Origin of the sequence: Frankia sp. KB5 (assembly GCF_002099325.1) — a bacterium.
Taxonomy (GTDB): domain Bacteria; phylum Actinomycetota; class Actinomycetes; order Frankiales; family Frankiaceae; genus Frankia; species Frankia casuarinae.
On record NZ_MRUJ01000086.1, the window covers coordinates 1 to 21,287 of the forward strand.

The following is a 21,287-nucleotide window of genomic DNA, read 5'->3' on the forward strand; positions in this document are numbered from 1 at the left end:
GACTTAGGTAATACACATCCGGAAGATCAACTTTGGTCATGAGCTGCGAAAACTCCAACCAAGATCGAACTATCTAGGAAACTCCCGCTAGAGGTGATCTGGGGAGACACAGCTTCTCTGGAGGTGGGTACCGCCAGCATCGGGGCCGATCGGAGGGACGTTACGGTTTGCGGCCTACGGCGCCGTAGTTGTTGACCTGGGCGTCGGTGACGTCTTTCGGCGTGGTGTCGTCCGGCCGCCAGCGATGCACGACCTGCACGCCCGGCTCGACGAGTTCCAGGCCAGCCAGGAAACGTTCCACCTCGGCGCGGCTGCGTGGCTGCGTGGGATGCCGCGTTGYCGATAGGTCTCGGTCGCCGCCAGCAGGGTCGGGTCGAAGTCGACAGTGGMATGGGTGAGGGCGAGGTAGCTGCCGGACAGCAGGGCGTCGACGAGCCGTCCCCGATGCCGTACGGGTCGTCGGCATCGGGGACGAAGGGAAGGACCGCGATCCTGAATCATCGCGTCTCCTCTCAAGCCTGCTGGATCCGAAGGTCCCTGCCGCGCAACACCATGATCATAGCTCCTTGCTGGCTCGACGACGCCGGGGAGGAGACCACGGCGAGCCGTGCTGTCGCAGTTTCTCTGGGGCTGGATCGGGTCGACATCGTCAACAAGGGTCCGGCGGTGCGGTGGTCGGTGTACGGCGTCCGAGCCGTGCGGCATGTGCAACTCGGGTGCGGACCAGGGGCCGGCCAGCAGCAGTTCCAGGCCACGGTGCGCATCCCCAGGTCCGGGAAGAAGCCCGGCGACCTCATCTTCTTCGGGACTCCCGGCAACATCACCCACCTGGGCATCTACGCAGGCAACGGCTATATGTGGGCCGCGCCACAAACTCGACGAAATGTCAACCTACAGCCCATCTACAGCAGCAGCTACTACGTCGGCAGGGTCCGGTAAGCCGCTCTTTCGACCGTGCGAGAGACGAGCCGGCCCGGGCGCGGGTTTTACCGAGCGCCTGCGCGTGGAGCATCATGCAACGGTGAGGGTCCGGCGCCGAGGAAGAGAAAAGAGCACCCCGGGCAGGCTGCATCTGCTCCCGCTTCTCGTGCCCGTGCTCCTCGGCATTCTGCTCATGCACGGCGGCCTGTCCGCGCACGCCGGCCATACCGACTCCGGCACGCACGGGCTCCCCGCGGCCCGGAGCGAATCAATGACGATGCCCGACGCGACGATGCCCGACGGTGGGATGAATCCGCGCTCCGCGCCCGTCCACCTGGCCGGTCTCGACCCGCGGACCAGGGTCACGATGCCGGCCACAGACGCAGGCCACGACGGGCATGCCGGTCAGCTGTGCCTGGCGTTCCTTCGCCTGGCCGGCGTCCTGTTCATCGCCTTGCTGCTCACCCGCGCCGTCCGCTCGACCTTCACCGCCCGGAGCCGGCTACGTGTGGCGTCATCCCGGCCTGGACGATCGCCCCCCGGCGGACCGCCACCGTCCCACGCACCCTCACTCGTCTGCCTCTGCGTGCTCCGCCTGTAGACCGGTCGGCTTTCGCCTGCGCGTCCCCACGGACTTCCGCACGGCGAACCCGCACAAGGATCTACCGACACCTGGCAGACGAGGAACCAGCATGAGACGACTCATCCTGCTCATCCCGGCGCTTCTGGCCGCAGCCGTTCTTACCGCGTGCGGCAGCGGGGGAAGCAGCACCGGTGCCACCAGTGCCACCAGTGCCACCGGCAGCACCGACTACAACGCCGCCGACGTCATCTTCGCCCAGAACATGATCCCCCATCACCGGCAGGCCATCGAGATGGCCGACCTGGCCGGCACCCACGCCCAGAACCCGGAGGTGAAGACCCTCGCGCCGCAGATCCGCGCCGCGCAGACTCCGGAGATCACCACGATGGTCGGCTGGCTCAYGGCCTGGAAGCAGCCCACCGCTCCCCCCGCCGGCGGCGGCGGATCGGGCCCCGGCATGGGCGGCCCCGGCATGGGCGGCCCCGGCATGAACGGCCACGGCATGAACGGCCACGGATCAGAAACCATGATGCCGGGCGACACCATGGAAGGAATGATGTCCAGCGCGGACATGACCGCGCTGGGGAACGCGACCGGACCCGCCTTCGACAAGATGTTCCTCACCATGATGATCGCACATCACCAGGGAGCCGTCACCATGGCGAAGACGGAAATCCGCGACGGACGCTATACCCCGGCGCAGCAGCTCGCCGAGAATATTCAGAACACCCAGAACGCCGAGATCACGAGTATGCGGAACCTCCTCGCTAAAATCTGAAAGATCTGACCGAGCTGCCTGGCTTGCAGAGATGGTGGCCGCGACACACCCTCGCGGCCACCATCTCGCGGCCAGCCGGTCGAGTGCTTCAGTCGAGTGCTTCAGGGGAGGGAGGGTTCGTGGATCGGCGCCGACCCTGACCACCCGGCCGGGTGCCGCGAGGCCCGGGAATCCCCTCCCTCGGGGGAGGAGAGGATGTCAACCGTGGAGCTCGATGCGCCGTCCGCGGCCACCCCCGCTCACCCGAGCCTGCTCGCCGTGTTACGGGAATGGGGCCGGATCGGCTGCCTCGGCTTCGGCGGCCCGCCGACGCACATCGCGCTGCTGCGCCAGCTCTGCGTGGAGCGACGGCGGTGGCTGACCGCCACCGAATTCGAAGACGCCGTAGCGGTCTGTAACCTGTTGCCCGGACCGGCGTCCACCCAGCTGGCGATCTACTGCGCTTGGCGGCTCCGGGGCCGGCCGGGTGCGCTCGTTGGCGGGATCGCGTTCATCGTGCCAGGTCTGATCCTGATTCTCGCGCTGGCGGCGATCTTCCTCGCCGGCTCGCCGCCGCGGTGGGTGCGCGCCGCCGGCGCCGGGGCGGGTTCCGCGGTCGCGGCCGTCGCCGTCCAGACCGGCGTCGCGTTGCTGCCGGCAAGCTGGCGGCGGGCCCGCACGGTCAGCCGCCTGCGCTGGCCGTGCTACCTGGCCGCCGGGGCGACGGCTGCCGCCGCTGTCGGCCCGTGGCTGGTGCTCGTCCTGCTCGGCTGCGGCGCGTTCGAGCTGGCCGCCCGCCGCCACCATCGGCCCGGCCGCCAGCCGGGCGCTGCCGCGCCACCCATGCCCCTGCTCGCCGCCGCGGCAACCGGCACCGGCGGGCTGCTCGCGCTGATCTGGGTTGCCTTCAAGGTTGGTGCCCTGTCCTACGGCGGCGGCTTCGTCATCATCCCGCTGATGCAGACCGACGCGGTCGACCACTATCACTGGATGACCGCCGACCAGTTCCTCAACGCGGTCGCGCTCGGACAGATCACCCCCGGCCCCGTCGTGCAGACCGTCGCCGCCGTCGGGTACGCGGCAGCCGGGATTGGCGGCGGGCTACTGGCCGCAGCCGTCGCCTTCGGTCCGTCGTTCGCGTTCATCCTGCTCGGCGGTCCCCACTTCGCCCGGCTGCGGGCCGAACCGCGAATCCGCGCCTTCCTCGATGGCGCCGCCCCCGCCGCGGYCGGCGCCATCCTCGGCTCCGCCATCCCGCTAGCCGGCGCGCTCGACCGGCCCTGGCAGTATGCCACCCTCGGCGGCGCCATGATCCTCCTGCTGCCCCTGCGCCGCGGCGTCGTTCTCACCCTGCTCATCGCCGCCGCGGTCGGGGTGGTCGTCACCGCCGCCGGCGGGCCTCTCCCTCAATGAGGGAGAGGCCGGTCGGCCTTCTCGGTCTCCTCGTCCTTCCCGTCCTTCCCGTTCTTCTCGTCGTCCGTTCGCGTTCCCTTCATCGGGAGTCCGGTTCGCCCTGCAAACGTCCTTCACGGTCGCACGCAGCGGCGGCGGCGCGGCTGCGGGGTCACCGACCACCGGAAGCGAGGAGCTGACAATGGATGCCGATTCCCCGTCCGGTGCGGCCGCGGTCGGCACGCCGCCGGCCTTCGGCGCGTTCGATCCGGCCCGACGCCATGATCCCTACCCCAGCTACCACGCCCTACGGGAGGCGGATCCGTTCTACCGTCTGCCGCTGGGCGCCCAGCAGGTCACGCTGCTCACCCGCTACCAGGACTGCATGCACGTTCTGCAGGACGCCGCCTGGGGCCGGGGTGAGGGGGGAACCAACGCCTGGCGTTCCGCCAACAGCTTCGACGGCGGGCTGCGGTCGCTCCTCGGCGTGAACCCGCCCGATCACACCCGGCTGCGCGGGCTGGTCAGCAAGGCGTTCACTCCCCGGGTCATCTCCGGGCTGCGGCCACAGATCACCGTCCTGGTCGAGTCGCTGCTCGACGCCGCGCTCGCGGCTGGCGAGGTGGATCTGATCGACGCGTTCGCCCGTCCCCTTCCCCTGAGAATCATCTGCGATCTGCTGGGTGTGCCCGTGCGGGACGAGGAGACGTTCCGGGCCTGGGGAACCGCCCTCACCCGCGGCCTCGATCCGGACTATCTGCTCACACCCGACGAGCTGGCCCTGCGAGGGAAGGCCACCGTCGAGTTCGACGCCTACTTCACGGATCTGATCGCGGCCAGACGGGCTCGGCCGACCGACGACCTGCTCGGTCTTCTCGTGGCGGTGCGGGAGCAGGGTGACAGCCTGACCGAGGCCGAACTGCTGGAGCTGTGCGCTCTGCTGCTGGTCGCCGGGTACGAGACCACGATCAACCTGATCGGCAACGCGGTGCTCGCCCTGCTGCGTGACACCGACCAGCTCACCGCGCTGCGGGCCGACCCCGACCTGGCGCCCGCACTCGTTGACGAGACGCTGCGCCACGACCCGCCCGTCCAGTTCGTCGGGCGTCTCGCGCTGCGTGGCACCGAGGTCGCCGGGCACTCCTTCGCCGCGGGCGAGGTCGGCGTCATCATGCTGGCCGCCGCCGGGCGGGATCCGCGGACCTTCGCGGAGCCGGACCGGTTCGACATCCGCCGGTACGCCGGGCCGACACCCGCCCCCCGTCATCTCGGCTTCGGGTTGGGGATCCACTACTGTCTCGGCGCGCCGCTCGCCCGACTGGAGGCGGAGATCGCCCTGCAGGCACTCGTGCGCCGGGCCGGTAGCCTCACGCCGGCCAGCGACCCTCCCTCCTATCGCCCGCATCTGGCCGTGCGTGACCTGGAGACACTCCCCATCCGGCTGTCGCCCTGACCATGCGGTGTCGCCCTATGACGGTGCTGGGCGACACCCCGCACTACCGCGGCACCCGCACTACCGCGGCATCCGCACTACCGCGGCACCCGCACTATCCGTGGGCCGGAGAGCCGGCGGGTGCGGCTCAGCAGCGGACGATAACGAAACACAATCTCACGATCGATTACTCCGGCGCATGTTCCGGAACCGGCCACGACGGCTGTTACGATCGGAAAAGTTCGGGCCGACGACCCATCCGCAGCCCTCCGGAGGAGGCGGTCGAGAATGGCTGGCTTCCAGCCTGCAACGCACATTCCTGAAACCGGGTACTCTGAAAACGGGTACGGAGCCGATGGATCCACTCCCCGCCGGAAGACGATCAGCAATTCCTACCTGCATCGCCTGCAGCGCCGGCACTTCCTGCTGTTCGACGTCCTCCCGATTGCCGGCACCGCCGCCGCCATCGCGTTTCTCGCGGTACATCCGATCGGGGCCACCGAACTCGCCCTACTCTTCTCGATGTGGCTCCTGACCGGTCTGGGCATCACCGTCGGCTATCACCGGCTCTTCACGCACCGCGCGTTCAAGGCGGCGCCGGCCGCGGCGGCCGCGCTCGCGGTACTCGGCTCGATGGCCGGCCAGGGCGGCGTGGTGTCCTGGGTCGCTCTGCACCGGCGGCACCACGAGTGCAGCGATCGCGACGGAGACCCGCACTCGCCGAATCTCGCCGGCAACGGTCTGAAGGGCCGGCTCCGCGGCCTGGCCCACTCGCACTTCCTGTGGATGCGCCGCCACGAATATCCCAACGTCGTCCACTACGCGCCGGATCTGATCAAGAACCGCGCGCTGGTCCGGGTGGCCCGCCTCTACTACTACTGGGTGACGCTCGGGCTTCTGCTCCCGGCGCTCGTCGGTGGCCTCGTCTACCAAAGCTGGACCGGGGCGGTGAGCGGCTTCCTCTGGGGTGGTCTCGTACGGATGTTCGTCCTCGAACACGTCATCTGGGGGATCAACTCCTTCCTGCACATGTTCGGCACCCGCCCCTACGAGTCCCGGGAGAACAGCAGGAACGGCGGGATCTTCGCCCTGCTGAGCCTGGGCGAATCGTGGCACAACAATCACCACGCGTTCCCCGATTCGCCCTCCTTCGGGCTGCGGTGGTACCGCCTCGATCCGGGTTACTGGCTCATCAGGCTGCTCGCGGTCAGTGGCCTCGCCTGGGATGTCAAACTTCCGTCCGAAGAGCGGATGGCGGCGAAGCGCATCGCCGCCAGAAGATCCGCTCCGAGTACCGCGGTATAAGGAGCGAGCACGGTGGAGCCAAGCAGGGAAGAGATTGTCACCTGGTGCCAGGAGTATGTCGCGGGTCTCCTCGAGATACCCGCGGAGGAGGTCGATCCGGACGCGGACTTCGATCGACTGGGAATCGATTCCGCCCTCGCCGTCTCCCTGCTGATCGAGGTTGAGGAACGCTACGGCGTCGACCTACCGCCCGAGGCGTTGTTCGAGAACCCGAACCTCAACGCGGTCGCCACGTACCTGCACACGCAGCTCCCGCGGCACGTGGCATAGTCGTCATGGCCACCTCGGTCGGACACGATCGGACGGTCGGAGCGGCGGCGGCCATCCGCCACCACTACGACGTCGGAAATGATTTCTACCGGCTCTGGCTGGACCGCTCGCTGACCTACTCCTGCGCGCTGCGGGAAGGCGCGGACGACACCCTGGAAACAGCCCAGGAAAGGAAGCTGCGGTTCCACCTGGACGCGATTCGCGCCGACCGCGCCGAAAGCGTTCTGGACATCGGCTGCGGGTGGGGCTCGATCCTGGGGCGACTGGCGGAAACGCACGGGGTGCGACGCTCCGTCGGTCTCACCCTCAGTGCGGAGCAGGCGGCCTTCGTCCGGTCCCGCGGCTATCCCGGTGTCGAGGTGCGCACGGAGAACTGGGCGCACTACGAACCCGGCACCCGGTTCGACGGGATCATCTCCATCGGTGCCTTCGAGCACTTCGCCGGACCCGACGACTCGTCCGCCGAGAAGATCCGCCTGTACCGGGAGTTCTTCACCCGCTGCCACGGCTGGCTGAAGCGGGACGGCGTGTTGTCGCTGCAGACGATCGCCTACGCGAACATGTCCCGCGAGAACGCGAGCGCCTTCATTCAGCAGGAGATATTTCCGGCGGCGGATCTGCCGACGCTCACGGAGATCACCGCCGCGGCGGAGGGTGTCTTCGAGATCCAGTCGGTGCACAACGGTCGGCTCGACTACGCCTGGACATGCGAGGAGTGGGCCCGCCGACTGCGCCGACACCGCGAGGAGGCCGTGGGTGTCGTCGGACCGGAGGTGGTCGCCCGGTACGAGCGTTACCTGAAGCTGTCCGCCCTGGGGTTCCGGATGGGAAAGATCTGCCTGCTCAGGCTCGTCCTTCAGCCCTTCGGGAGCGGATACTTCGAGGGCCGCGGGGTGCGGGCGGGATGAGCACGGGCGGGATGACGTCCCCGACACCCAGCACCGCGACCGCCGACACCGCGACCGCCGACACCGCGACCGCCGAAGCCACCCGGGCACCGATCCGCTTCAACCCCTTCGGCGCCGAGTTCCGGCGCAGTCCGTACCCGCTCTATGCGCGGCTTCGAGGCGCGCAGCCCGTCCACCGGACGCTGGGCATGTGGGTGCTCACGCGGCACGCCGACGTGCGCGGTGTCCTGCACGACCGGACGTTCAGCGCCGGGCTCATCCCCCAGCTGGTCAGCCGGCAGGCGTCGCGGCTGTCGCGGGACGACGTGGCGCGGATCGGGCGGCTGGCGACCAAGTCGCTCGTCTTCACCGACAACCCCGACCACGCCCGGCTGCGTGGCCTGGTGAACCGGGTATTCACGGCGCAGGCGGTCGCCGAGCTGCGCCCCCGCGTCCACGAGGTCGCGGAGCGGCTGGTGCGGCGAGCCTGGGACGACGGCGGCATGGACGTCGTCGCCGATCTCGCGGGGCCCCTACCGCTCACGGTCATGTGCGACTGGATGGCCCTTCCGGACAGCCTGCGCGAGCGCGTCGGGCCTTGGACGCATGACATCCGCTTCCTGCTCGAGCCGGGGCTGATGAAGACCGAGGACTTCACCCGGGTATCCGACGTCGTCGAGACATTCGCGCAGGCCCTGGACGACGTGGTCACCGAACGCCGGTCCCGGCCGGGTGACGATCTGATCAGCCGGCTGCTCGCCGCGCGGACGGCCGGGGGCGACCGGCTCAGCGATGAGGAAGTCGTCTTCGTCTGCATCATGTGCTTCGTGGCCGGCAACGAGACCACGAAATCCCTCATCGGCAACGGTCTCCTCGCGTTGCTCCAGCACCCGGATCAGGACGCGCGCCTGCGCCGTCGGCCGGAGCTGCTGGGCGGCGCCGTCGACGAGGCTCTGCGCTACGACAGTCCCCTGCAGCTGACCAAGCGCGTCGCGACGCGCGAGGTCGAGATCGACGGAAGCCGGATCCGGGCAGGCGATCAGGTTCTGCTGTGCCTCGGCGCCGCGAACCGCGACCCCGCGGTGTTCAGCCGGCCGGACGAGTTCGACATCACCCGCGACGCACGAGGGCATCTCGCCTTCGGCCACGGGATGCACGGGTGCCTGGGCGGGATTCTGGCGCAGTTGCAGGCCCAGGTCGCCCTTGATCGGTTGTACCGGCGAGCCGAACGCCTGGAACTCCTGGTCACGCAACCCGACTGGCAGGATCACAGCTTCATCGTCCGCGGGCTGAAGCAGCTTCCGGTCTCGGTGCGGGGTGTCGGGTGACGGGCACCGGGGTATCGGGCACCGGGGTATCGGGCACCGGGCTGACGGGCACCGGGCTGACGGGCCGGACGTGGCTGCGGTACGAACCGACGGATGCCGCCGTGCGGCTCATCTGCCTCCCGCACGCCGGTGCCGGAGCCAGTTCCTTCGCCAGATGGCTTGGGCTGTTCCCGTCGACCGTCGCGGCGGTGCGGGTCCAGCTGCCCGGTCGTGAGGACGTGGTGGCCGAGCCCGCGCTGCGCCTGGTGCACGATGYCGTCGACGCGTTGCTACCACAGGTGACCCGGCTGATCGACCCGCCCGTGGCGTTGTATGGCCACAGCATGGGAGCACTGGTCGCCTTCGAGCTGGCCCGCGCGCTGAGTGCGGCGGGTATCCCACCGGTGCATCTGTTCGTCTCCGGCCGCCGGGCGCCACACCGGCCCGCCAGCAGGGCACCGATCCATCACCTGCCGGACGACGCGCTCGTTGCCGCGCTGAAGACGATGGGTGACACGGGGGGCTCACATCGGAGTGCGGCCTTCCTGCGCTACACGCTACGGCTCACCAGAGTCGATCTGACGCTCAGCGAGGAGTACGCGTACCGCTCCGAACCCAGGCTGCGCTGCCCGATCACGGCCTTCTACGGAACCGCGGACCCGGTTGTCGACCTGGCCGAGATCGAAGCCTGGCGGGACGAGACGGACGCGGCCTTCGCGGTCCACACCTTCCCGGGCGATCACTTCTTCCATCAACGCCACCGGGTGGCCATCGCGGCGCGCATCGCCGCGGCGTTGGAATGAGCTCCGTCGAGCCGCTCCCGGGGCGGGAGGGAAAGTCGAGGGAAGGAACAAGGGTGCCGCACGCGACATTGCTGCCGGAAGTCCTACAGAACCGCGCCGCCCGCCAGCCGGCCAGGCGGGCCTACGTGTTCGTGGATGAACACGAGGCGGAAAAGGCGGTACTGACGTACGGCGACCTGCACGCGCGGGCGCTCGCCGTGGCCGGGGAGCTGATCCGGCGCTGCCGGCCCGGCGACCGGGCGCTGCTGCTCTTCCCGCCGGGTCTGGATTTCATCGTCGCCTACTTCGGCTGCCTCTACGCGCAGGTGATCGCGGTCCCCGTCAACCCCCCGCGCAGGAACCTGATCCAGGACGCGACCCGGAGCATCATCAAGGACTGCGAGCCTTCGGCCGTGCTCACCGTCGGCGCGATGGTCGAGCACATCAGGCCCGTCGTGGAATCGATCCGTGGCCCCCTCCCCTGGCTGCCGGTCGACCAGGTGGCGGACGAGACGAACGAGACGGACCAGGCGGGCACGAGCTTCCGCCCCCGGCCCTGTCCGCCGGATTCCGTCGCCTTCCTTCAGTACACCTCCGGTTCCACGTCCGATCCGAAGGGGGTCATGGTCTCCCACCGGAACCTCGCCGCGAACCAGGAGATGATCCGGCGCGCGTTCGACCACGATCAGGACTCGACGTTCGTCGGCTGGGCACCGTTCTTCCATGACCAGGGGCTGATCGGCAACATCCTGCAGCCGCTCTACCTCGGGGCGACCAGCATCCTCATGGCGCCGATGACGTTCATCCGGTGGCCCCTGCGCTGGCTGTCGGCCATCTCCCGGTACCGGGCCCACACCAGCGGCGGGCCCAACTTCGCCTTCGATGTCTGCGTCGCACGGGCCGCCCGGGGGGATGTGCCGGACCTCGACCTCAGCTGTTGGAAGGTCGCGTTCAACGGGGCCGAGCCCATCCGTCACGAGACCCTGCGCCGGTTCTCGGCGATCTTCGCGCCCCACGGGTTCGACGAGAAGGCGTTCTACCCGTGCTACGGCCTGGCCGAGGCGACCCTGCTCGTGACCGGCAGCCGGAAGGGCCGCGGTCCCCGCGCCCTCGAGGCGGACGTCGAGGCGCTCGGTCACCGGCGCTATGTGCCGGCATCGGGCGGACGCGGCCGGAGTCTCGTCGGATCCGGGCTCGTCCTCCCGGAGGAGGAGCTCCGGATAGTGGACCCCGAAACGGGACGCCCGTGCCCCGCGGACGAGGTGGGCGAGATCTGGGTCTCCGGCGACCAGGTGGCGCAGGGATACTGGCGCCGCCCGGAGGCGACGGCCGAGGTGTTCCACGCCGAGTTCGACGGCGAGACCGGCCGGGCTTACCTGCGCACCGGCGATCTCGGCCTGCTGGTCGACGGCGAGGTCTACGTCGTGGGCAGGCTGAAGGACCTGGTGATCATTCGGGGCCGGAACTACTATCCCCACGACATCGAGCTCACCGTCCAGTCGGCCCACCCCGCGTTGCGCCCCGGCGGGTGCGCCGCGTTCTCGGTTCCCGGTGCCGACAGCGAGAAGCTGGTCGTCGTGCAGGAGATCAGGGACGAGCAGCGCCTCACCGCCGACGCGAGGGACGTCGCTGCGTCGATCCGGGCGGCGGTGACGCGGGAACACGACCTCTCGGTGAACGACCTCGTGCTGGCCCTGCCGGGCCGGCTACAGAAGACCAGCAGCGGCAAGATCATGCGAGCCGCGGCCAGGAACCGCTACCTGGCGGCCGGGTTCGAGATCTGGGAACCGGGGATGTCCTCCGTCGCCTGACGGATCCGCCGGTCCGCCTGGCGGAATGCCGCCAGGAAAGCCGGACCGCGGCCCGGCGGCTACGTGCGCCGCCGGGCCGCGGGCGCGGACCTACCGCCGCAGCGCGGCGGCGGGAACGGACTCGGGTCGGTAGGTGGCGATGATCTTGCAGAAGTCGAACGGGTTCTGCTCGACGTAGGTGCACTTCGCCAGGTCGTTCCCGTTGAAGTCGGCGCATTCGGGCAGGCGGCCCTGGTTGTAGTCCCGGGTGGCGTCCCAACCGGAGACGGCGCCGATGTTGTGGGTACGGGCGAACTCCACGAGCCGGCGCATGTGGTCCAGCGTGAAGATCCGGCCGTTGATGTGGCGGCCGAACATCGGGCAGGCGCCGATCCGCCGCCAGACCTTCTGCTCGTCCCAGTCGCGCCAGGCCCCGGCGATGTGCGTGAACATGCCGTTAAGCGCGATCACGCAGCACTCATAGGCGTCCGAGGGGGCCGTCTGGCCGAACTCCATCAGCATGCCGTTGATCAGCGATGGCTGGACGCCCGCGTCGGCGAGCAGATGCAGCAGACGCACCCCGTCGGGGTTGAAACCCACCAGGCTGCCGGGAGCGCCGTCGACGGGAAGCGTGTAGGAGATCTTCAGGCCGGGGTAGGCCGGGAGCACCTGGGAGATGGCGGCGACGTGCCGCTCCAACCCCGCCCGGTTCTGGATGAACGCTCCCTCGAAGTCGAAGTCGACATGGCTGACCCCGTAGTTCGCGAGGATCGCCCGATACGTCGCCACAATCTTGGAAACGTCGGTCTCCACATCCTCCAGGGGGACGTTGGAAGCACCCCCGAAGGAGAGGATGACCTTCCCGCCCTGCGCGGTGAACGCGGCGAAGTCCTCCTTGCCAAAATCGCCTGTCGCGGCCTCCCCGTAGCTCGGATAGCCGCCCCAGTACACCTTCTTGTCGCCGCCCGGCTGCGCCACCAGGAAGCCGACGAAGAAACTGTCGATTCCGGACAGGGAGCCGTATTCGGCGAGCTTCGGGTTCGGCCATGCGGTGTAGTCGACGAAGGGCGCTCGCGGCGCATCCCAGGTACCGGGGTCCGGGAGGGGGGCGGTAGTCGACGCGGCTACCTCCTCGGACAGCTCCGACCGGTTGCCGCTGACGTCGAACGCGCGGACCCGCAGAATGTACTCCGTCAACGAGTTCAGCCCCGACACCGTGGCCTCGGCGGCGGTGGTCGCCAGGACACGGGGTTCTCCACCCGGAGTCCGGTAGAACACCTCGTAGCCCGCCACCGCGATGTTGTCCGTGGACGGATCCCAGGTCAGGTGCAGGCTGTGCGGCGCCCAGCCGGTGATGCGCAGCTTCTCCGGCACCGTGGGCGGATCGGTGTCCTCGGGTGGGTTGGCGTTCTCCCCGTTGACCGTGAAGCCGTTCGGCAGCAGGGCGGGATCCGAGCCGGCGCCCGTACCACCGTTCTGCATCGCGAGGGTGAACTCCTGCGATCCCCTCGCCTGGATGATCTTCCGTTCGGACACCAGGCGGCCAGTGACGACGTCAGTCGGYCGATCAACTGGGTTGAACACCAGTCCGTAAACATTCCGGATGAGCCGGGGCGCGGCGAACGTACAGGATATCTCCGGATCCACCACGTCCTCGGTGGAGTAGTTGGAGATGGTCACCTTGAAGTTGGCCCAATGTTCGGTTCCGTTGGGCAGCCACTCCGCTGACGCGAACACAAGACCTTGCGAATCCGACACAGTCTGTCTCCTCCGAGGGTTTTGTCGGGTTCAGCCRGCATATCAGCGTGGCACCGCTAAGGAGACGTTACTCCGGACGCGGGACTGATATGACGCGACCCCAAGATATACGCCGCCGTCTCGGTGGACGTGCGGACGCGCCCGTTGGCTCATGGACCACCTTCGGCCGAGCGGGCCTACGGAAATTCTCGGTCGGGAAAGCCCCCAAAACCGGAAGCACGGTACCCCTGGAACACGGCGGTCCGGAACACGGCGGTCCGGAACACGGCACCCCGGAGCGGCACGGAACCACGCATCAGGGTCTTGATGCGCCGCGATCCGTCAGCTCATCAACCTATTATGATCAGCGGAGACCGGATCTCGCCCGCCATCCGGACGTGCGCCCGATGACCCCGGTCGCGACGCATCGGAGGTGCCATGTCCACGCCCCCGGGATCCACGCCGCCCACGGATGGCTTCACCAGCAACTGCACCGCGTGACGCCCGCCGGGCGGCCGACCCGTTCGTCAGTCGTCCAGCACGCGCAGCGCCTTCGACGGACACAGCGCGACCGATCGGCGCACAGCGTCCAGCCGACCGGCGGCGACCTCTTCGATCAGGGTGACGACGAGGCCGTCGTCACCCTGATCGAAGACCTCCGGCGCGGTCATCACGCACATCCCAGCGCCGACACAGACGGCGCGATCAGCGACAATCTTCATGCGACACCCTCCTGTTCCGCCCTCTTCCACCAGGGACCGGGTCTCACCAGGTGACCGGGAGTGCGTGCAGCMCGTGTACGACATGATGGGTACGGAACGCGACCTGTTCGTAGGGCACGGCCAGCGCGAGATCGGGGAAGCGTCGCAGCAGCGCGGGGAACGCGATGCGCATCTCCATCCGGGCCAGCGGCGCTCCCAGGCAGTGGTGCACGCCGTGGCCGAAAGCGACGTGGCCGGGAGCGCCACGGGTGATGTCGAGCCGGTCCGGATCCCCGACGAGAGCCGGGTCTCGGTTGGCCGCGGGTAGCGCCAGGAGCAGTTGTTCGCCCGCCGGGATGCGGTGACCGGCGATCTCCACCTCGGTCGTCGTCGTGCGGGGCACACCGGAGGGCACGATGGACAGCCACCGCAGCARTTCCTCGACGGCGGGCTCGACCTGGGCCGGATCGTCGCGGACCATGGCGAGCTGGTCGGGATGGCGCAGCAGCGCCAGGGTGCCGAGAGCAAGCATGTTCGACGTCGTCTCGTGCCCGGCGACCAGCAGCAGCGAGGCGATGCCGACCAGCTCGGCGGTGCTCAGTTCGTCGCCGTGCTCGCGCACCAGCATGCCCAGCAGGTCCTCGCCCGGGGCCGCCTGCGCCCGCGTGACCAGCCCGGCCATGTACGCACGGGCCTCGCGCTGCAGGGCCAGCCGCTGCTCGATCGGCAACGAGGCGTCGATCTGCCGGCGGGTGCGCTGCTGGAACTCCGCGCGGTCGGAATACGGCACCCCCAGCAACTCGCAGATCACCAGCGACGGCACCGGAAGCGCGAAGGTCGCGACCAGATCGGCAGGCCGGCCGGCCCGTTCCACCTCGTCGAGCGCCGCGTCGACGATGTCCCGGATCCGCGGCTCCAACCCGCGCATCCGGCGCACGGTGAACTCCGGGGTGAGCATCCGGCGCAGCCGGGTGTGATCTGGCGGATCGAACGCGAGCATCTGCCCCGCCCGCAGTTCGGCGATTTCCTCATCACTCAGGACGGGACCGCCAGGACCTACGACCCACTGATTGACGTTGCTGAACCTGCCCGGATCCGCGAGTATCTCGCGGACGTCCTCGTACCGGCTGACCAGATACGCGGGTATCCCGAACACGGTGACAACGCGGCAGACGCCGTCGGTGTCCCGGATCCGGACGAGTTCCTCGATCGGATCGAACTGCGCTCGCCGTATATGCAGCGGAACTATCGGTGCCGCGGCCATCGCCTGTCCACCCTTCGTCGTTCACGCGGGACCTCGGACACCGACGACGCTACCATCCACGCGAAAAATTGCTGTCGTTTGAACGGACCGCATCCGGATATCCACCGCCGAAGATAGCCCCGAGGAAGAGAACATCCATCAACAAGTGGATCGGCATTGTTCGACACGTCAGTATTATTTTATATTTTTTGACAAAATTCACCATAGTTCAATATTGTCTACCATTTTTGATTTCCCATCTATCGCCATCGGGAAAAATGCCATGGTGAATCATCCGTAGAGAATCGGCCTTCCCCACGCCAGGCTCGMGCCCGGGCGCGGATGATGATCCGACCACCCGCCGAGTGGGCCTGGACCGGTCAGATCGACCGAGGACAAGATCCGTGTTGCGGAGGGTAACCGCGGCTCCTACAGTTCGGTAGTACCACCGGATGCCGCGGAATCCGCGCCCTCCGGTGAGTTCTGACCCCGCCCCGCGCCGGCCGATTCCTCGCCACCGGCCGGTGCCCACATCCTGCGTCATGACGGGTACCGAGCGACACACAGGGGAGCCAGAAGATGAGGGACCGCAGGGAGACAGACGTCGTCGAGCTGGCGCAAGAACACGCGGAGCTGCTGCCCGAGCGCATGACCCTGGCGGCGATCGAGATAAACCGCACCGAGTTCGACCCCACCTTCTACCCGGTCGGCTCGCCGGGCAGCAACAATGCCCAAATCGATAATCATCCGGAGCCGCAGACCGCCTACAGCGACGGAGCGTTCGTCAAGACCATCGCCAACAGCTGGAACCGCATCGAGCAGTGGTGAACTCCGGAACGATTCTGCTCCTCMCGCCGGTCTCCCCGGCCGGGTAACCGCACCCGACCACGTTCTCCCGAGGTCGCCAAGGGCACCGTGCACCCGCGGCCACCGGCCGGCCGACTATCCTTCGGCCGGCCGGAAGGCATGCCCTCGCCTCGGTCAGGCCGATCCGAGAAGGCCAGCCGAAGTTTCGACCGACGCTGGCACGACCGTGACACACCTTGTGCAGGTGCTGGCCACCAGGTTGAGCGGTGGCTAGCGTTCCCACCGCCCGAATATCCGAGGCAACTCAGATCGGTGGGAAACAAGGATGAACGATATCACGGGCAACTGCGCCGGCGAGCTGAATGGAGAACTGTTCTTGGAATGGGCGGAACTACTACCCGAACGGACGACTCTCGCCGCGGTCGAGATCGGTCGGAAGGAGTTTGACCCAACCTTCTTTCCGGTCGGCTCCCCCTGGTCGAAAATGGCACAGATCGACGCTCATGCGGAGCCGCAGGTCGCCGGTGGATTCCTGCCCATTCTCATCACACTGGTACCGAGCATCAACATCATCATACAGAAATAACACCGACCGCTTTACCGCTTTACCGCTTTACCGCTACGACCGACAGATACACCGCCGGATTCCTCCGGGGTGGTCACCCGGCCGGCCGCCGGTCGACGGACCGGCGGCCGGCTTCCCGCCAGTTCATGACAATGAGGATGGGACGCAGATGACCGAGTCCACCCGGTCGTCCACCCGGCCGACAACGATGCCGCCGGTGCCTTCCAAACCGGACCGGACGCCCGACCTCACCGATATCACCGGCGTCACCGATATCACCGGCGTCACCGGCGTCACCGATCCGACGGGCGTTCCCGGGCCGACCGAGGTACCCGCCAGACCGAGCCGGGCCGACGGCCTGGCGCTACTCGGCGAGTTCACCGGGTCGGGCCTGGCCCGACCCGTCTTCCTGGCCCGCCGCGCCGACGGTCAGGTCGTCGCACTCACCGAACTGCTCGCGCACATCCTCGAAGCGGCGGACGGCGCCCGCGACGTCGCCGCGATTGCCGACCGGGTCACGGTGGTCTGCGCCCGCCGGATGAGTGGCGCCGACGTCGCGTACCTCGTAGCGGATCGGCTCATGCCACTCGGCCTGATCGCCAGCGAGAACGGCGTCACCCCGGCACCACGGGCGAAGGCGCTGTTCACACTCGCAGCCCGGCACACCCTGCTACCCGCGCCGGCCGTGCACCGGGTCAGCCGGGTGTTCGCGATGCTGTTCCGGCCAGCGGCCGTGGCCCTGCTGCTGGCCCTGCTGGTGGTCACCGACGTGTGGACGTTCGGCCGGCACAGCGTCCGAGACAGCGCGGCGGAGGTGCTCGCGACCCCGGCGCTGATCCTGGTGGTGGTCGGCCTGGCCCTCGCCGGCGCACTGTTCCACGAATGCGGGCACGCCGCGGCCTGCCACTACGGCGGTGCCCGCCCGGGAGTCATCGGTTTCGGCATGTACCTGGTGTGGCCGGCCTTCTTCACCGACGTCACCGACTCCTACCGGCTGAGCCGGCTCGGCCGGCTGCGCACCGACCTCGGCGGCATCTATTTCAACGGACTGTTCGTTCTGCTGCTCGCCGGGGCTCTCGCGCTCACCCACGCCGGTGTGCTGGTGACCGCCGTCGTCCTTGTCCACCTGGATGCCATACGCCAGCTTGCGCCCTTCGTCCGGCTCGACGGCTACTACATCGTCAGCGACCTGGCCGGGGTACCGGACCTGTTCAACCGGATGGGGCCGGCGCTACGCGCGACGCTGYCACGGCGGCGCAACCGCGTCCCGCGCGGGCGRCCTGCCCGATCAGCAGGACGGAGCCGACCGGACGGGCTGACCCCGCCGGACATCCGAAGCCGACCGGACGGGCTGACCCGGCCGGCCCGGATCGTGGTGACCGCCTGGGCGCTGCTCGCGGCGCCGCTGATCCTGGTGAACCTGGTCGTGCTCATGGTCTCGGTTCCGTTCGTGCTTACCCGGACGACCCGGGCCATGTGGGACTATCTCGGGCTGGCGGGCCGGGCGACCCGTGACGGGAAGCTGGTCACCGCATTCGCGGAGGTCGTCTCCGCGCTGCTGGTCGCGCTGCCGGCCGGCGGGATGCTGTTCGTGCTGTTCCTGCTCGCCCGGGGCGTGCTACGGGCGGTCCGGGCGCACCGGGAAGGCTGCCGACGCGGGTAACGGCCTCCCGCCGGCCAGCTCGCGACGGCACCACCACCGACAGCCCCCACCCGATCAGACGACGGTGGGCCGGTAGAGGCGGGCGTAGGCGCCGCCGTCGGCGAGCAGCTCGCTGTGCGTGCCGTCCTCGACGATCTGGCCGTGGTCCATCACGTAGATGCGGTCGGCGTCAATCACCGTGGACAGCCGGTGCGCGATCACCAGGCACGTCCGCCCCACCGCGAGCCGGTCCAGGGCGGTGCGCACGGCGGCCTCGGAGACGGTGTCCAGCGCCGAGGTCGCCTCGTCCAGCACCAGCACCCGTGGTGACTGCAGCAGGACCCGGGCGATGGCCAACCGCTGCCGCTCACCACCGGACAACCGGTAGCCCCGGGCGCCGACCCGGGTCGCCAGGCCCTCGGGCAGCCGGTCGAGCAGGGCGGAGAGGCTGGCGGCCGCCAGGGCGGCACGCAGCTCGTCGTCGGTTGCGTCCAACCGGCCGTAACGGAGGTTCGCCGCGATCGTGTCATGGAACAGATGCGGGTCCTGAGGGACGACGCCGATCATCGTGTGCAGACTATCCGGCGGGATGTCGTCGAGGGGAACCCCGCCGAGACGGATGCCGCCGCGCCGCGGCCGGTGCATGCCGCTGGCCAGATAGGTGATGGTCGTCTTGCCGGCCCCGCTGGCCCCGACGATCGCCGTCGTCGTCCCCGCGGCGACTTTCAGGGTCACCCCGCGCAGGTTCCACGTCGGGTCGTCGTCCGGCCAGTCGCCGTCCGGCCGGTCCTCGGCCGTGGCAAGATCGTAAGAGAACCATACGTCGTCGAACGTCAGATCGAGTCCCCGGCCGGCATCGACTCCCCAGCGAGCGGCGGCCGGCACCGGTTCCGTCCCGGACCGCGGTGCGCGGGGGACGGTCAGCGCGGGGGCCCGGGCCCCTTCGAACCTCAGGCGTACCTCGTCCTGCGGGACGTCAAGCAGGGAGAAGATCCGCCGGAAGGACGCGCCCGCACCCGCGAGCTCCGCACGCAGGTTGACAGCGGACGAYAGTGGTCCGAAGGCCACCAGCAACGCGCCGCCCAGGGCTGCGACCGTCCCGAGCGTGATGCGACCGCTGGAGACCAGCCAGGCCCCCAGCGCCAGCACCGCCGTCATCGTCGCGATAATCCCGAGGTTGACCAGGAACCGGACCCGCGACATCAGCCGGGCCTGATCCTCGGCGGCGGCGAGCAGCTCGGCGCCCGCCGCGTCGAAGCGGGTCTGCTCGTAGTCGACCCGGTCGAACAGCCGCACGTGCAGCGCCCCGGAGACCGACGAGGTGTCGGCGACCTGGACCATGAGCAGACCGTCGAGCTCCCGCTGGCGGATGGACAGCGCGGCGAGCCGCCGCCGGCCCGAGCGGACGATCAGCAGCGTGGCCGGCGCGAAGACCATCACCGCCAGGCTCAGACGCCAGTCCAGCACGAAGACGACGATCGAGCCGACGACGATGTCCGCGATCCGGCAGACCACCGCCTGCACGGTGGCGGAAATCGCGTTCTGGGCGTTCAGGACGTCGGTGGACATCACCGTCATCACCTCCCCCTGCTGGCTGCGGGGAAAGAAGGCGAAGGGCAGGCGCTGCAGGTGAGYGTTCACCGTCTGACGGATCCGCACGGAGACAACGCCGCCGAGCCGAGCGATGAGCGCCATGCGCACCGAAAGCACRCTCGACTCGAACACCAGCACCGCGCACAGCAGCAGAACGGGGACGACGAGGTCACGCACCTGGCCGGTGGGCAACGACGTGTCGATGAGATGGCGCAGGACGAACGGCCCGACGGCGACGGCGGCCGAACCGAGAACGGACAGCCCGACGAGGACCGCGACGACCCGGCCCTGGTCGGCGAAGAACCGGACGCTGCGCCGCGCCTCGGGCGCGCCGGTCAACCGCGCGAGCGCACGCGCATGCAAGCGGATCACCCACGACGGGACGGGCAGCGACTCACGGATCACGCCGCCGAGGCTATGCCGACGCGCGCCGAGGCGGCGAGGGGCCTCCCGCGGGGCACAACCCTGACGCCCCACCGCCCTGACGCGAGTCGGGGCGGTGGGGCGTCAGGGTCAGACCGACCGCGGTGGCGGAAGCCGATGGGCCGGGAAGAAACCGGGGCCGGGATCCGGGGACCACCCGGGATCGTCAACGGTTCCCGGACACGGGTCGTTGGACGCGCCCCTCCTCCAGCCGCCTGCCTTCCACCGCGCCGGCGCCGAAGCCGGGAATCGCCAGGCCCTCCAGCGAGGCGGGCGGTCGGGAAACGCCCCGCAGCCGGAACCCCATGGCAATCTTGGTCAGCCCGATCGCCAGGGCCGTGAGGCCCACCCACAGGGCCAGCAGCGGCAACGAGACCCGCTGGGAACCCACCACCCAGAACGCCGCCCCGATCTCCAACGCACCGACGATCAGCGGCATCCACCACTGGGCCGGGGTGGGGCGGCCCTCCGCCGCGGTGGCGTACTGCCCGGCCGCGGCCTGCTGCTCAGTCCGTCGGGCGACGAACGAGTTGACGACGTCGTAGAGACCCTTGATCAAAAAGAACCAGGCCGCGATCCGGCCCACTGCCTTGACCGTGGGATCCGGCCAGACCAGCGCCACCACCCCGCCGGCCACGAACAGCACCGCGAGCAGCGCATGGGACCAGCGCCAGTCCCGGGCCGTCGCCGCCGCCGCCAGCAACTCACTCACCGCACCGAGGAGCAGGACGATCCCGAGAAGCACGGCGATCGACCATACCGTGGTCAGATCGAACTGCGGAATGGCCAGCGCGAACAGGGCAAAAGCTGCTCCAACGGCGAGAAAACCAAACCAGGGCACATTTGTGGATCTTTCATGTGTACGACGATCTGAGGCAGTTATGTCGCTCACGATCCTATTCTCCCCTCGTCGGTCACCGATACAAGGACCTTGCCGTCAGCTGGCGCTCGACATCACAGGTCAACAAGAGGAGCAGGACGATCCCGAGAAGCACGGCGATCGACCATACCGTGGTCAGATCGAACTGCGGAATGGCCAGCGCGAACAGGGCAAAAGCTGCTCCAACGGCGAGAAAACCAAACCAGGGCACATTTGTGGATCTTTCATGTGTACGACGATCTGAGGCAGTTATGTCGCTCACGATCCTAT

General features: G+C 68.8%; 20 protein-coding genes and 1 pseudogene. 14 read left to right on the forward strand and 7 right to left on the reverse strand.

Translation table 11 applies throughout. From position 1 onward, the window contains the following. Nucleotides 1-160 precede the first annotated feature (160 nt). A complete protein-coding gene (locus KBI5_RS28700) occupies nt 161-301 on the reverse strand; it encodes an SAM-dependent methyltransferase (protein ID WP_341350257.1) in 141 nt (46 codons plus the stop codon). A gap of 434 nt (nt 302-735) precedes the next feature. On the opposite strand from KBI5_RS28700, the pseudogene KBI5_RS25195 reads away from it, so the two are divergent. The 11 genes and pseudogenes from KBI5_RS25195 to KBI5_RS10055 all read left to right on the forward strand — a co-directional run. Further along, nucleotides 736-939 (forward strand): annotated as a pseudogene (locus KBI5_RS25195) (NlpC/P60 family protein); the annotation flags it as partial. A gap of 82 nt (nt 940-1,021) precedes the next feature. Then, nucleotides 1,022-1,522 (forward strand): hypothetical protein, encoded by a 501-nt coding sequence (locus KBI5_RS10010; protein ID WP_011436050.1) that lies wholly within the window; start codon nt 1,022-1,024, stop codon nt 1,520-1,522. A 91-nt stretch (nt 1,523-1,613) separates the two neighbouring features. Beyond that, entirely contained in the window at nt 1,614-2,282 is a 669-nt protein-coding gene (locus KBI5_RS10015; RefSeq protein ID WP_085015089.1) for a DUF305 domain-containing protein, read from the forward strand. A 195-nt stretch (nt 2,283-2,477) separates the two neighbouring features. Then, entirely contained in the window at nt 2,478-3,674 is a 1,197-nt protein-coding gene (gene chrA / locus KBI5_RS10020; RefSeq protein WP_085015097.1) for a chromate efflux transporter, read from the forward strand. 181 nt (nt 3,675-3,855) lie between these two features. After that, nucleotides 3,856-5,106: a cytochrome P450 gene (locus KBI5_RS10025; protein ID WP_085015090.1), complete on the forward strand. Its 1,251-nt coding sequence runs from the start codon at nt 3,856-3,858 to the stop codon at nt 5,104-5,106. Between the two features lie 267 nt (nt 5,107-5,373). Next, nucleotides 5,374-6,390, forward strand: coding sequence for a fatty acid desaturase (locus KBI5_RS10030; protein WP_011436046.1), 1,017 nt, complete (start codon nt 5,374-5,376; stop codon nt 6,388-6,390). A 12-nt stretch (nt 6,391-6,402) separates the two neighbouring features. Further along, nucleotides 6,403-6,660, forward strand: a complete 258-nt coding sequence (locus KBI5_RS10035) for an acyl carrier protein (protein ID WP_011436045.1) — start codon at nt 6,403-6,405, stop codon at nt 6,658-6,660. Nucleotides 6,661-6,665: 5 nt separating this feature from the next. After that, entirely contained in the window at nt 6,666-7,568 is a 903-nt protein-coding gene (locus tag KBI5_RS10040) for a class I SAM-dependent methyltransferase (RefSeq protein WP_011436044.1), read from the forward strand. 11 nt (nt 7,569-7,579) lie between these two features. Next, complete coding sequence (locus tag KBI5_RS10045) at nt 7,580-8,875, forward strand: cytochrome P450 (RefSeq protein WP_049760874.1); 1,296 nt, start codon at nt 7,580-7,582, stop codon at nt 8,873-8,875. Then, nucleotides 8,872-9,657, forward strand: a complete 786-nt coding sequence (locus tag KBI5_RS10050; protein WP_085015091.1) for an alpha/beta fold hydrolase — start codon at nt 8,872-8,874, stop codon at nt 9,655-9,657. Before KBI5_RS10045 ends, KBI5_RS10050 begins: the two co-directional genes overlap by 4 nt. A gap of 53 nt (nt 9,658-9,710) precedes the next feature. Then, nucleotides 9,711-11,447, forward strand: coding sequence for a fatty acyl-AMP ligase (locus tag KBI5_RS10055; RefSeq protein ID WP_011436041.1), 1,737 nt, complete (start codon nt 9,711-9,713; stop codon nt 11,445-11,447). 90 nt (nt 11,448-11,537) lie between these two features. Here the strand turns inward: KBI5_RS10055 and KBI5_RS10060 are convergent, their stop codons facing one another. The 3 genes from KBI5_RS10060 to KBI5_RS10070 all read right to left on the reverse strand — a co-directional run bounded on the left by KBI5_RS10060 (nt 11,538) and on the right by KBI5_RS10070 (nt 15,128). Further along, nucleotides 11,538-13,184, reverse strand: coding sequence for a fibronectin type III domain-containing protein (locus KBI5_RS10060; protein ID WP_011436040.1), 1,647 nt, complete (start codon nt 13,182-13,184; stop codon nt 11,538-11,540). Nucleotides 13,185-13,690: 506 nt separating this feature from the next. Beyond that, on the reverse strand, nt 13,691-13,885 hold the full coding sequence (locus tag KBI5_RS10065; RefSeq protein ID WP_023840904.1) for a (4Fe-4S)-binding protein: 195 nt from the start codon (nt 13,883-13,885) through the stop codon (nt 13,691-13,693). A 43-nt stretch (nt 13,886-13,928) separates the two neighbouring features. Next, nucleotides 13,929-15,128, reverse strand: coding sequence for a cytochrome P450 (locus KBI5_RS10070; RefSeq protein ID WP_085015093.1), 1,200 nt, complete (start codon nt 15,126-15,128; stop codon nt 13,929-13,931). 558 nt (nt 15,129-15,686) lie between these two features. Between KBI5_RS10070 and KBI5_RS10075 the strand changes: the two genes are divergently transcribed. The 3 genes from KBI5_RS10075 to KBI5_RS10085 all read left to right on the forward strand — a co-directional run bounded on the left by KBI5_RS10075 (nt 15,687) and on the right by KBI5_RS10085 (nt 18,142). Then, the gene (locus KBI5_RS10075) at nt 15,687-15,935 is read left to right on the forward strand and encodes a hypothetical protein (protein ID WP_011436037.1); all 249 of its coding nucleotides are present in this window, start codon (nt 15,687-15,689) and stop codon (nt 15,933-15,935) included. A gap of 304 nt (nt 15,936-16,239) precedes the next feature. After that, nucleotides 16,240-16,500 carry a hypothetical protein gene (locus KBI5_RS10080; RefSeq protein WP_011436036.1) on the forward strand — a complete coding sequence of 87 codons (261 nt, stop codon included), beginning with the start codon at nt 16,240-16,242 and terminating at the stop codon, nt 16,498-16,500. A gap of 148 nt (nt 16,501-16,648) precedes the next feature. After that, nucleotides 16,649-18,142: a hypothetical protein gene (locus KBI5_RS10085; RefSeq protein WP_085015094.1), complete on the forward strand. Its 1,494-nt coding sequence runs from the start codon at nt 16,649-16,651 to the stop codon at nt 18,140-18,142. A 54-nt stretch (nt 18,143-18,196) separates the two neighbouring features. Here KBI5_RS10085 and KBI5_RS10090 read toward each other — a convergent pair whose 3' ends face one another. The 3 genes from KBI5_RS10090 to KBI5_RS25200 all read right to left on the reverse strand — a co-directional run bounded on the left by KBI5_RS10090 (nt 18,197) and on the right by KBI5_RS25200 (nt 21,279). Next, nucleotides 18,197-20,119: an ABC transporter ATP-binding protein gene (locus KBI5_RS10090; protein ID WP_241882791.1), complete on the reverse strand. Its 1,923-nt coding sequence runs from the start codon at nt 20,117-20,119 to the stop codon at nt 18,197-18,199. Between the two features lie 184 nt (nt 20,120-20,303). Further along, the gene (locus KBI5_RS10095; RefSeq protein ID WP_235186898.1) at nt 20,304-20,978 is read right to left on the reverse strand and encodes a DUF308 domain-containing protein; all 675 of its coding nucleotides are present in this window, start codon (nt 20,976-20,978) and stop codon (nt 20,304-20,306) included. 73 nt (nt 20,979-21,051) lie between these two features. Beyond that, nucleotides 21,052-21,279: a hypothetical protein gene (locus KBI5_RS25200; RefSeq protein ID WP_241882792.1), complete on the reverse strand. Its 228-nt coding sequence runs from the start codon at nt 21,277-21,279 to the stop codon at nt 21,052-21,054. Nucleotides 21,280-21,287 lie beyond the last annotated feature (8 nt).

Excerpts from the sequence above, each read along its gene's own strand:
- KBI5_RS10025 (WP_085015090.1), top strand. The coding sequence starts at position 3,856 with ATGGATGCCGATTCCCCGTCCGGTGCGGCCGCGGTCGGCACGCCGCCG.
- KBI5_RS10030 (WP_011436046.1), top strand. The coding sequence starts at position 5,374 with ATGGCTGGCTTCCAGCCTGCAACGCACATTCCTGAAACCGGGTACTCT.
- KBI5_RS10040 (WP_011436044.1), top strand. The coding sequence starts at position 6,666 with ATGGCCACCTCGGTCGGACACGATCGGACGGTCGGAGCGGCGGCGGCC.
- KBI5_RS10045 (WP_049760874.1), top strand. The coding sequence starts at position 7,580 with ATGACGTCCCCGACACCCAGCACCGCGACCGCCGACACCGCGACCGCC.
- KBI5_RS10065 (WP_023840904.1), bottom strand. The coding sequence starts at position 13,885 with ATGAAGATTGTCGCTGATCGCGCCGTCTGTGTCGGCGCTGGGATGTGC.
- KBI5_RS10075 (WP_011436037.1), top strand. The coding sequence starts at position 15,687 with ATGAGGGACCGCAGGGAGACAGACGTCGTCGAGCTGGCGCAAGAACAC.
- KBI5_RS10080 (WP_011436036.1), top strand. The coding sequence starts at position 16,240 with ATGAACGATATCACGGGCAACTGCGCCGGCGAGCTGAATGGAGAACTG.